Source organism: Nonomuraea sp. NPDC049141, from assembly GCF_040648415.1.
In the GTDB taxonomy this organism is placed as follows: Bacteria; Actinomycetota; Actinomycetes; order Streptosporangiales; family Streptosporangiaceae; genus Nonomuraea.
This window is the reverse complement of sequence record NZ_JBEZDR010000005.1, coordinates 617709-628366: the sequence shown is the minus strand read 5'-3', so window position 1 is coordinate 628366 and position 10658 is coordinate 617709. Positions and strand designations below refer to the sequence as shown.

The window sequence follows — 10658 nt, the reverse complement described above, 5'->3', positions numbered from 1 at the left end:
ACGTTGATCTTGTTGCATGTGTGGACGTTCGGCGCGCCCATGGTGATCTTCCTGGCCGGGTTGCGGCAGATCCCGCAGAGCTACTACGAGGCGGCCCAGGTGGACGGGGCGGGCCGGCTGCGGCAGTTCCGCTCGATCACGCTGCCGCTGCTGACGCCGATCATCTTCTTCAACCTCGTCCTGGAAGTGATCAAGTCGTTTCAGTCGTTCACCCAGTCGTTCATCGTCAGCAGCGGCACGGGTGGCCCGGTCGACTCCACCCTGTTCTACACGCTGTACCTGTATCTGAAGGGGTTCAAGAGTTACGAGATGGGCTACGCGGCCGCGATGGCGTGGGTCCTGCTGCTCATCATCGCCGGGTTGACCGGCGTGAATTTCCTCGCGTCGAAGTATTGGGTCTTCTATGGCGACACGAAGTAAGCCGGCTCCGCTGCTGTTCCGCCCGCTCCCGCGGGGCAGCCGCCTGTTCAAGCATCTGCTGCTGATCGGCTTCGGCCTGGTCATGCTGTATCCGCTGTTGTGGATGGTGTCCAGTTCGCTGAAGCCGGAGGAGCTCATCTTCCGCGAGCCCGGCCTGTGGCCGAGCACCTTCACGCTGGAGAATTACAGCGAGGGCTGGAGCGCGCTCAAGCACTCCTTCGGCTACTACCTGTGGAACTCCGCCGTCTTGACGGGGCTGACCGTGGTGGCGAACCTCATCGCCTGCTCGCTGGCCGCCTACGCCTTCGCGCGGTTGAACTTCCCGTTGAAGAAGCTGTGGTTCGCGCTCATGCTCGGCTCGATCATGCTGCCGTATCACGTGACGGTGGTGCCGCAGTACATCGTGTTCTCCAAGCTCGACTGGATCAACACGATCTGGCCGTTGATCGTGCCGAAGTTCCTGGCCACGGACGCGTTCTTCATCTTCCTCATGGTGCAGTTCATCCGGACCCTGCCCCGGGAGCTGGATGAGGCCGCCGCCATCGACGGCGCGGGCTACTGGCGGGTCTTCCTCCAGGTGATCCTCCCGCTCTGCACCCCGGCCCTCGCCACGACCGGCATCTTCACCTTCATCTGGACCTGGAACGACTTCTTCAGCCAGAACCTGTACCTCACGAACTCCGACAACCTCACGGTCGCCGTCGCACTGCGTCAGTTCCTCGACTCCAGCGGCGAGTCCTCGTGGGGGCCGATGTTCGCGATGTCGATCGTGTCACTGGGGCCGATCTTCGGCTTTTTTCTAGCCGGTCAGAAGTACCTGATCCGTGGTGTGGCGACCACCGGTCTGAAGTAATACCCCCGCAACCCTTAACAGGAGGTAGAGCCGTGAAGCCTAGGAAGATGTGGACGGTCGCCCTGCTCGCGGCCACCGTGATGACGTCGGTCGCCGCCTGCGGCAGCGGCGGCGACAAGGCCGCCGGAGACAAGGTCGAACTCCGCTTCTCGTACTGGGGCAGCGACTCCCGGCAGAAGCTCACCGAGCAGGTGATCAAGAAGTTCGAGCAGAAGAACCCGACCATCAACGTCGAGGGTGACTTCTCCGACTTCGCCAACTACTACGAGAAACTCGCCACCAAGGTGGCGGCGAACGACGCCCCCGACGTCATGAGCATCGAGATCCGGGGTCTGGGTGAGTACGCCGGACGCGGCGCTCTGGCGGACATGGCGGGCAAGGTGCCCACGACCGACTTCGACCAGCAGGCGCTCGCCGCCGGCAACATCGACGGCAAGCAGTACGGCATTCCCTCCGGCGTCAACGCCTTCTCCATGCTCGTCAACAAGGCGACGATCGAGAAGGCCAAGCAGAAGGTGCCCGACGACAAGAGCTGGACCTGGGACGACTGGATCAACCTGGCCAAGCAGATCAGCGCGAGCGGCACCGGCCTCACCGGAGCCGAGTACAACTACAACCCCGCCTGGCTGCAGATCTTCGCGGCCCAGCGCGGCGAGAAGCTCTACGACGGTAAGAAGCTGGGCGTCTCGCCTGACACGCTGAAGGCATGGTGGGGCATCCACCAGCAGCTCATCCAGACCAAGGGCTCGCCGGACGCGGCGAAGAGCTCCGAGCTGATCGCGGGCGGCGTCGAACAGTCGCCGCTGGGCACCAACACGGGTGCCACGGGCATGTGGTGGAGCAACCAGCTCGGCGGCCTGTCCAAGGCGTCCGGTCAGGAGCTGACCCTGCTGCGCATGCCGAAGACGAAGGAGGCGACCACCGGCGGCATGTTCCTGCAGCCGTCGATGTTCTACACGGTCGGCGCCAAGTCCGAGCACCCCGCGGAAGCCGCCAAGTTCATCGACTTCATGACCAACGACCCGGACGCGGCCGCGATCCTGCTGAGCGACCGCGGCCTGCCGATCAACGCCAAGGTGCTCGCGGCCGTCAAGGACAAGCTGCCGGCCGTCGACCAGAAGACGCTGGCCTTCATCGACGAGGTCAGGAGCGAGCTGGGCCCGATCGCCGCCCCGCCGAAGGGCGCCCTCCAGGTGGACGACATCCTCAAGCGCATCACCGAGGAGGTCGTCTTCGCCAAGACGACACCGGACGCCGCCGCGCAGAAGTTCCTGACCGAGGCCAACGCCGCCGTCGCCGGCTGAAGTCTGATCCCGGCTGGGGGTCCCGGCCCCCAGCCACCACTCCACGACTCGGGGAGAGAAGTTGAGCACCAGGTACGCCTTCGTCGGCCTCGGTCACCGCGCCCGGATGTACATCGACGCCCTGCTGGGCGACTGGCAGGACACCGGTACGATCGTCGGCCTCTGTGACGTCAACCAGACCCGCATGGACTACTACGCAGAGCGCATCGGCGACGACGTGCCCCGCTTCCGTCCGGACGAGTTCGGCAAGCTGCTGGAGCTGGCCGACGCCGTCGTGGTCACCACGGTGGACGCGACGCACGCCCGCTACGTCGTCGCCGCCCTCGACGCCGGGCTCGACGTCATCGTGGAGAAGCCGCTCACGGTGGACGCCGAGGGCTGCGAGGCCATCGCCGCCGCCGCCGAGCGCAACCCGGGCAAGCTGGTGGTCACCTTCAACTACCGCTACTCGCCCCGCAACTCGGCGGTGAAACGGCTGCTCAGCGCGGGCGAGATCGGCGAGGTCACCTCGGTGCACTTCGAGTGGGCGCTCGACACCATCCACGGCGCCGACTACTTCCGCCGCTGGCACCGCGAGCGGGTCAAGTCGGGCGGGCTGCTCGTCCACAAGTCAACCCACCACTTCGACCTGGTCAACTGGTGGCTCGCGGCGGCGCCCGAACTCGTCTTCGCCCAGACCGACCTGCGCTTCTACGGCCAGGCCCTGCCCCGAGGCCCGCGCCCCACCCGCGGCCAGGGCGCGCCCGGCCTGGGCACCGACCCCTTCATCCTCGACATCTCCGCTGACGAGCACCTCAAGCGCCTCTATCTGGACGCCGAGCACGAGGACGGCTACATCCGCGACCAGGACGTCTTCGGGCCGGGCGTGACGATCGACGACAACATGTCGGTCCTGGTCCGCTACGCGAACCGGGCCATGCTCACCTACTCCCTCACCGCGCACGCCCCGTACGAGGGCTATCGCGTGGTGTTCAACGGCACGGAGGGCCGGATCGAGCTGGAGGTCTGCGAGCGATCTTGGACGCCGCCGCACGCCGCGATCGACCCGAGCGCGGCCACCAAGCAACACGCGGCCGGCGCCTGGGAGCGGCTCACCCTGCACCGGCACTGGCAGGAGTCGGAGGAGATCCCGATCGAGCAGGGGGAGGGCGGCCACGGCGGCGGCGACCGGCTGCTGCTGGACGACGTCTTCCGCGGACCCGGCGACGACCCGCTCGGGCGCCCGGCCGGCTACCGCGACGGCATCCGCAGTGTGCTGGTGGGAGCCGCGGCCACCCAATCGGCCGCCACCGGCCGCGCCGTCCGCCTGACCGACGACGGCACCCGCCTGGCCGACGCGTCAGGTCCTTGATCGCTGGCGGGGCGAGGAGCCTGGCCCACCGGCCTGTGCGCCATGCAGGACGATCTTGGCGTCTCTTCCCAGCTCCAGGTACATCCGGACATCGTCGAAGCGCAGGTTGCCCACCTCGATGACGTTGGGCAGTCTGCCCCACTCGCGGAAGCCGAGCCGCTCGTACAGCTCGATCGCTCCGAGGTTGTTGCCGCGCGCTCCCAGCGTCAGGGTTTCGATTCCGGCCTGCCGTGCGTGGTCGATGAGTGCGCTCACGATCAGCCGGCCCAACCCGAGCCCCCTCGCCGAGGGGTGCGCCATGATCTTCCCTATCTCGGCGGAGTGCGTGAAGATCGGCGCGGACCCCCGAATCCAGAGCCCTATCCCTTCGACCTGTCCGTCCACCAGGGCCAGCGCCAAGGCCGCATCATCGCGTTGTACGGCATCGAGCACGCCGGCCAGCCAGGTGTCGGCCTCGTCCCGTTCGGGCGGCTCCAGATAGCCGATCGCGCCGCCCGCTTCGACGACGGCTCGCAAGACCCTGTGGACCTCGGCACGGAGGGCTTCATCAGCGCTGACCGGCCAGAACAGCTCAATTTTCGGCTTCATAGCCAACCCATTATGGCGAGAAGCGCCGACATTCCCGGTCCGGGGTCCACGCAACCGGCGGCGCCCGCCGACTGGTGCCGGCGGGCGCCGCCAAGCTCAGGCGTGGCTATGCGTCGTAACGCGTAACCGTCGCATGGGTCATGTCGAATGTACATTCCCATCTGTCGAATGTGCCTTCGTAGCCTTTCGCGACTTCCGCGAATCCGTAGGTGTCGGGTTCGCCTTGGCAGGCATAGTGGATTTGCAGCTCCATGGATTTGGTGGCTTTCTTGCAGTAGCCATGACCGCTTGTGCCGTACCAGTAGCCGCGGCATCCATAGGTCCAGTGGTCTTCCGCACTGGCATTGGCCGTTGCTGTCGTCGCACCGAATGCCACGAGAGCCATGGCGATAGTGAGAGTGGTCTTGGCGATTTTGCGGGAACGTAACAGCTGACTTGTCGGAAACTCCATCGCCGAACCTTTCGCTAGGCGAATGTTCACATATCAACAGAGTAAGATCAGCCACTACAAACCAGCCATATAGCCGGCACATGCCGTTAAGCACAGAGAAAGCCCCGGTTCGCGGCGGGTGCCGCGAACCGGGGCCGGTGGGCGCTGATCAGTCGTTGAGGAACAGTTCGATGACCGGTACGGCGACATCCGGGCGGACAACCGGCAGGTCCATGGTCAGGACGTCCGGGGCCAGGCCACCCATCGTCGTGTTCCCGGCCGTCTGGGTGGGGTCGATGACGCGCGTACGGATCTCCGACGCGTCGTGCAGGAACTGGGCGTACTTCACGCGCCCGGCCAGCCCCGGCAGGTGCAGGTGGCGGAACGGCCAGGTGAACACGTGCAGATAGAGCCGGTTACCCCGCTGGGTGTAGCGGCAGTCGGGCGGCGCGGTGAAGCCGCTGGGGCCGCAGCCGTAGACGGAGCGGGAGTTCAGCCGCATCCAGGCGCCGATGTCACCGAGGGTATGGCTGGCGCGGGGGTCGATCTGGCCGCGCCCGTCAGGGCCCACGTTGAGCAGCAGGTTGCCGCCCTTGGCGACGCTGTCGACCAGCATGCGTACGAGCAGGTCAGGGGACTTGTAGTCGAGGTTGTCCCGGTCGTATCCCCAACTGCCGTTGAGGGTCTGGCAGGCCTCCCACGGCACCTCGCGGCCGTCGACGGTCATCGGGCCGGCGGGCTGGTACTGCTCGGGGGTGACGAAGTCGCCCGGGATGTCGAGCCGGTCGTTGACGATGATCCCTGGCTGGAGCTCTCGCACCATCTCCAGCAACTCGGGAGAGCGCCAGTCGTCGGCGCCCTTGCCGCCCCACTCGCCCGGCCTGTTCTTGTAGGAGAAGTCGAAGAACAGGTAGTCGATCCGGCCGTAATCGGTGAGCAGCTCGCGTACCTGGGCGTGCAGGTAGTCGGCGTACTTGGAGACGTCGCGGCCCGCGGTGGCGGCCTTGTACTCCTCGTCATCGCGCTGCGGGTGGCGGGAGTCGACGGGGAACTCGGGGTGGTGCCAGTCGATCAGCGAGTGGTAGAAGCCGACCTTCAACCCTTCGGCGCGTACGGCCTCCACGAACGGCGCGATCAGGTCCTTGCCCCAGGGGGTGCGGGTCACCTTGTAGTCGGTGTGCGCCGAGTCCCACAGGCAGAAGCCTTCGTGGTGTTTGGTGGTGAGGACGATGTAGCGCATGCCGGCCTCCTTGGCCAGCCGCGCCCACCGCACCGGGTCGTACAGGTCGGGCTCGAAGTGGTCGAAGTAGCGCTGGTAGTCCTCGTCGGTCAGCCGTTCGCGGTTCTTCACCCACTCGTGGCGGGCGGGGAGAGCGTACAGACCCCAGTGCACGAACATGCCGAAGCGGGATTCGGCGAACCAGGCGTGGTCCACAACATTCCTTTCAATGAGATTTCACCTGCCGCCGAAACCGCTGGTCGCGATCCCGCGTACGAGATGTTTCTGCAGAATGATGAGCAGCGCCGCGGTGGGCGCCATGGAAATCACCGAGGCGGCCATGATCAGGTTCCACTGGGTGCCCTGCTGGCCGAAGAAGAGATTCAGGCCCAGGGGCACGGTGGCCTTCTCGTCCACCGAGTTGATGATGATCAGCGGCCACATGAAGCTGTTCCAGAAGTTGATGAACGTGAAGACCGCCAGCACCGCGAGCGCGGGCCTGATCAGCGGCAGCATGATGCTGGTGAAGACGCGCACCGCTCCCGCGCCGTCGATGCGGGCGCTCTCGGACATCTCTTCGGGGATGGTCAGGAAGAACTGGCGCAGCATGAACGTCCCGAAGGCGGTGAACGCCCAGGGGAAGATCAGGGCCTGGAAGGAGTCCACCCAGCCGAACCATTTCATCAGCATGAACATCGGCACGACCAGCACTTCCTGGGGGATCATCAGTGTGGCCAGGAAGAGCAGGAACATACCGTCGCGACCGCGCCAGCGCAGCCGCGAGAAGGCGTACGCCGACATGGCCGACGCCACCAGCACCACAAGGGTGCCGCAGACGGCGACGGCGAACCCGTTGAGCACGAACCGCCCGAACGGCAGGTACTCGAACGCCTCGGTGTAGTTCTGCCACCGGAACACCGACCCGAACAGGCTCGGCGGCGACTCGAACACCTCGTCGGGGCGTTTGAACGAGGTGGCCAGCATGTACACCAGCGGCGACAGGAACGCGGCGGCCACCAGGTAGAGCGCGATGTGCGAGATGACCAGCCGGACGCGGCGGACGGCGTGATCAGACATCGTAGTTCACCCATCTGCGCTGGCCGGCGAACTGCACCGCGGTCACGCCCAGGATCAGCACGAACACGATCCAGGCCCCGGCGGACGCGAGTCCGAACTGATAGATCGAGAACCCCTTGTCGAAGACGAACATCATGAGGGTCTCGGTGTCGTTGCCAGGCCCGCCGCCGGTCAACAGGAACGGCTGGGTGAAGACCTGGAACGACGTGATGAGCGTCATGGTCGTGGCGAAGAACAGCGCTGGGGAGATCATCGGCAGCATGATGCGGAAGAACTGCCGCCATGGTCCCGCCCCGTCGATCTGCGCCGCCTCCAGCAGGTGCCGCGGGATGGCGTCCAGCGCGGCCGAGAAGACCAGCATGTTGTAGCCGAACCCCTGCCACACGCTCATCGCGACGACGGCGAACATGGCCCAGCCCTGCTCGCCGAGGAAGTTCGGCGCGTGCACGCCGGTGGCGGCGTACATCGAGCCGTCGATGAGCCCGTTCGGCTGGTAGATCATCCGCCAGACGACCGCGTTGGCCACCATCGGCGTGACCACGGGCAGGAAGAACACCACCCGCAGCGCCTTGCGGCCCCTGATGCGCGGGCCCATCCACACCGCCAACCCCACCGACACGATGAGGTTGAGCGGCAGGTAGAGCACCACGAACAGCAGCGTGTTGAACAGCGACCGCCGGAAGACGGGATCGGTGAACAGCGTCGTGAAGTTCTCCACCCCGGTGAAGGCGCGCTCGCCCACAGCGGGCCACTTGAAGAACGCCATCACCAGGGACAACACGATCGGGAAGAGGGTGAACACCGTCAACCCGATGAGGCTGGGCCCGGCGAACAGGGCCGCGGCCCGCCCATCACGGCGCAGGCGCGGCGGTTTGGCGTCGGCGTGCACGTCGCTCCCTACGCCGGTGCCTGCTGTTGCACCTGGCTGAGTACTTCCGCCCCTGTGGACTGCCCGTTGAAGGCCTGGATGCCGTACTGGGCCAGCAGTTTCTCCACCGGGTCCCAGTTGCTGGTCGTCCGGAACGGCTTCGCCGAGGCGTTGGCGGCGTCGATGACCGGCTTGGAGCCCTCGAAGGCGTTCTCGTACCACTTGTTCTGTACGGACTTGCGCGCGGGATAGGCGCGTCCGACCGAGCCGAGCTGCCCGAGCACCTCGGCGCTGGTCATCGTGCTGACCGCCTTGAACGCTTCGTCAGGGTATGGGCAGGACTGGGAGATGCCGAAGCCGGACCCGGCCGAGTAGCTCTTGGTCCCGTCCGGACCGGCGGGGATGGTGGCCAGGCCCACATCGAACTTGGCCTGCGCCTTGAGCTCCAGAACGGACCAGGGGCCGTTCACCGACATCGCCGCGTTGCCGCCGAGGAACTGGGTCTCGGCCCAGTTGTTGTCCACGCCGGGCACCTTGGGCGCGACCCCCTGCTTGGCGGCCAGGTCCGCGTACCACTGGAAGCCGGCCTTCATTTGCTCGGTGGTGAGGGTGAGCTTGCCGGAGGAGTCCATCGGCTCCGCGCCCGTCTTGGAGAGGATCATCGAGAACATCCCCAGGGCGGAGGGGTAGGCCACGAAGCCGTACTTGCCGCCGGTGGTCAGCTTCTTGGCCGCCGCCTCGAAGTCCGCCACGCTCCAGCCGACCTTCGGCGCTGGCACGCCGGCCGCCTTGAACATGTCCTTGTTGTAGGTGATGATCAGCGAGCCGACGTCGTACGGCAGCGCGTACTGCTTACCGCCCGAGGCCAGCCCGGACATGATCGACGAGTCGAAGTCGCCGATGTCCAGGTTGTTCTTCTTGATCAGGTCGTCCAGAGGACGCATCCCGCTGACGTAGCCGCCCGTGCGCAGGCTCTGCATGGAGACGATGCACGCGGCGCTGCCGCCGGCCAGGCGGGTGCCGAGTTTGGTGAAGTAGTCCTTGAACGGCGACGTCTCGAGGGTGATCTTGATGTTCGGGTACTTCTGGGTGACCTGGTCGGCCACTTTCTGCCAGGCGTTTCGGTCTTCGGTTCCGGACGCCCACATCGACCAGTTGAGCGTCACTGCGCCGTTGCTCGCCTTGTTGCCTCCTGCCGACTCCTGGCTGCCGCCCCCGCAACCTGCCGTTAATCCTCCCGCGATGACCACCGCTGTTGCGACCGCCAGTGATCTCCGACCGCCATACATCCGCCTGCCCATCGCAGCTCCACTCAATAAGCTCGGGGCCGAGTTAATTGTTTCGAAACTAGGGCGTCGCAATCCGTAATGTCAATGAGATCTTGATAGGAAATATCCGATGACTGCTCGCCGAACGGCCGGTCGTGGTGATCTGACTCGCGTCGAGATCCTGGCACTTCTCGGCACCGCCGGCGCCCTGGACCGCCGTCAGATCGCGGTCCGGCTCAAGCTCGGCGACGCGACCGTGCACGAACACACGCGACGCCTGCTGGCCAGCGGTTATCTACGCACTCTGGCCCCGCAGGCCGGGGTGGTCGGGCGGCCGCGCATCCCGCTACAGGTCGTGCCGGAGGCCGCCGCGACCATCGGCGTACGGGTGGCGACCGACCACCTCGTAACCGTTGTAGCAGGGTTGGATGGCCGGACGCTCACATCCGATGTATTGCCCTTCGACTGTCACGCAGACCCGACCTCCCAGATACTCAGGGTCATCGGCCAGTGGCTGGCCGACCCCGCCGTCGGCCCCAGGCTCAAGGCCGCGGGCGTGGCCGTGCCGGCATCCGTCGATGCGGGTTATATCCGGTTCTGTCCGCGTTTTGGGTGGAGCAACCTTCCCCTCGGTGAACGGCTGCGGGCCGAGCTGCCGATCCCGGTGCTCGTCGACAACGACCTCACGGCCAGCACCACCGCAGAACTCCTGTACCGGACCGGACGTGACCATGACGACTTCCTGGTGCTCGGCATCGGCGACGGAGTGGGGATCGGGGCGGTCCTGCGGCGGCGGGTGCATCGCGATCCGAGCGGGCTGTCCGGCGAGTTCGGCCACACGCCGGTCGCCGCCACCGGCCCGCGCTGCGCCTGTGGCGCCCGGGGCTGTCTGGAGACGTTCACCAGCGACGACGGGATCCTGCGCGCCGCCCGTCTCGCGGGCCTCGCCGAGGCGTCCACCACCATCGAGGAGCTCCGCTCACGATGGGTCTCCGGTGAGCGGTCGCTGGCCGGGGTGCTCGCCGAGGTCGGCGCCGTACTCGGGCGGGCCGTCGCCGGTGTCGTCAATCTGCTCGGCACGCCCACCATCGCGGTCATCGGCGAGAACCACGTGCTCTGGCCGGGCCTGGAGCCCGGGTTCTCCGCCGTGATGCGGGCCAGTCAGGTCACCGCGGCCTACCGCGTCCAAGTGATCGTCCGTCCGTGGAGCGACGCCCAGCACGCGCTCGGCGCCGCCGGTCTGGCGCTCGCCGCTCCGGACACGCTTCTTGCCGGATGAC

At 66.4% G+C, this 10658-nt stretch carries 11 protein-coding genes; 5 read left to right on the top strand and 6 right to left on the bottom strand.

Annotation, left to right across the window (positions count from 1 at the left end; all coding sequences use genetic code 11):
• The 4 genes from AB0B91_RS19020 to AB0B91_RS19005 form a co-directional block, all read left to right on the top strand.
• Positions 1 to 420: sugar ABC transporter permease (locus AB0B91_RS19020; RefSeq protein ID WP_358320792.1), on the top strand; the 420-nt coding region annotated here is incomplete at its 5' end.
• A complete protein-coding gene (locus tag AB0B91_RS19015; protein ID WP_358320790.1) occupies positions 404 to 1273 on the top strand; it encodes a carbohydrate ABC transporter permease in 870 nt (289 codons plus the stop codon). The genes AB0B91_RS19020 and AB0B91_RS19015, both read left to right, overlap by 17 nt.
• Positions 1274 to 1305: 32 nt before the next feature.
• Positions 1306 to 2577 carry an extracellular solute-binding protein gene (locus tag AB0B91_RS19010; protein WP_358320787.1) on the top strand — a complete coding sequence of 424 codons (1272 nt, stop codon included), beginning with the start codon at positions 1306 to 1308 and terminating at the stop codon, positions 2575 to 2577.
• 61 nt (positions 2578 to 2638) lie between these two features.
• Entirely contained in the window at positions 2639 to 3928 is a 1290-nt protein-coding gene (locus AB0B91_RS19005; protein WP_358320784.1) for a Gfo/Idh/MocA family oxidoreductase, read from the top strand.
• Here AB0B91_RS19005 and AB0B91_RS19000 read toward each other — a convergent pair.
• The 6 genes from AB0B91_RS19000 to AB0B91_RS18975 form a co-directional block, all read right to left on the bottom strand.
• Positions 3917 to 4516, bottom strand: a complete 600-nt coding sequence (locus AB0B91_RS19000) for a GNAT family N-acetyltransferase (RefSeq protein ID WP_358320782.1) — start codon at positions 4514 to 4516, stop codon at positions 3917 to 3919. The genes AB0B91_RS19005 and AB0B91_RS19000 overlap by 12 nt on opposite strands.
• A gap of 106 nt (positions 4517 to 4622) precedes the next feature.
• On the bottom strand, positions 4623 to 4967 hold the full coding sequence (locus AB0B91_RS18995) for a hypothetical protein (protein ID WP_358320779.1): 345 nt from the start codon (positions 4965 to 4967) through the stop codon (positions 4623 to 4625).
• A 148-nt stretch (positions 4968 to 5115) separates the two neighbouring features.
• Positions 5116 to 6381, bottom strand: a complete 1266-nt coding sequence (locus tag AB0B91_RS18990; RefSeq protein ID WP_358320776.1) for an alpha-L-fucosidase — start codon at positions 6379 to 6381, stop codon at positions 5116 to 5118.
• A 21-nt stretch (positions 6382 to 6402) separates the two neighbouring features.
• The gene (locus tag AB0B91_RS18985) at positions 6403 to 7242 is read right to left on the bottom strand and encodes a carbohydrate ABC transporter permease (protein WP_358320773.1); all 840 of its coding nucleotides are present in this window, start codon (positions 7240 to 7242) and stop codon (positions 6403 to 6405) included.
• On the bottom strand, positions 7235 to 8131 hold the full coding sequence (locus tag AB0B91_RS18980) for a sugar ABC transporter permease (protein ID WP_358320771.1): 897 nt from the start codon (positions 8129 to 8131) through the stop codon (positions 7235 to 7237). Before AB0B91_RS18980 ends, AB0B91_RS18985 begins: the two co-directional genes overlap by 8 nt.
• An 8-nt stretch (positions 8132 to 8139) precedes the next feature.
• Positions 8140 to 9276: a sugar ABC transporter substrate-binding protein gene (locus AB0B91_RS18975; protein ID WP_358320768.1), complete on the bottom strand. Its 1137-nt coding sequence runs from the start codon at positions 9274 to 9276 to the stop codon at positions 8140 to 8142.
• A gap of 232 nt (positions 9277 to 9508) precedes the next feature.
• On the opposite strand from AB0B91_RS18975, the gene AB0B91_RS18970 reads away from it, so the two are divergent.
• Positions 9509 to 10657: an ROK family protein gene (locus AB0B91_RS18970; RefSeq protein ID WP_358320766.1), complete on the top strand. Its 1149-nt coding sequence runs from the start codon at positions 9509 to 9511 to the stop codon at positions 10655 to 10657.
• Position 10658: the final 1 nt, after the last annotated feature.

Bases quoted from the DNA above. Each gene is read 5' to 3' on its own strand.
- AB0B91_RS19015 (WP_358320790.1), top strand. From the start codon at position 404: ATGGCGACACGAAGTAAGCCGGCTCCGCTGCTGTTCCGCCCGCTCCCG.
- AB0B91_RS19000 (WP_358320782.1), bottom strand. From the start codon at position 4,516: ATGAAGCCGAAAATTGAGCTGTTCTGGCCGGTCAGCGCTGATGAAGCC.
- AB0B91_RS18995 (WP_358320779.1), bottom strand. From the start codon at position 4,967: ATGGAGTTTCCGACAAGTCAGCTGTTACGTTCCCGCAAAATCGCCAAG.
- AB0B91_RS18985 (WP_358320773.1), bottom strand. From the start codon at position 7,242: ATGTCTGATCACGCCGTCCGCCGCGTCCGGCTGGTCATCTCGCACATC.
- AB0B91_RS18970 (WP_358320766.1), top strand. From the start codon at position 9,509: ATGACTGCTCGCCGAACGGCCGGTCGTGGTGATCTGACTCGCGTCGAG.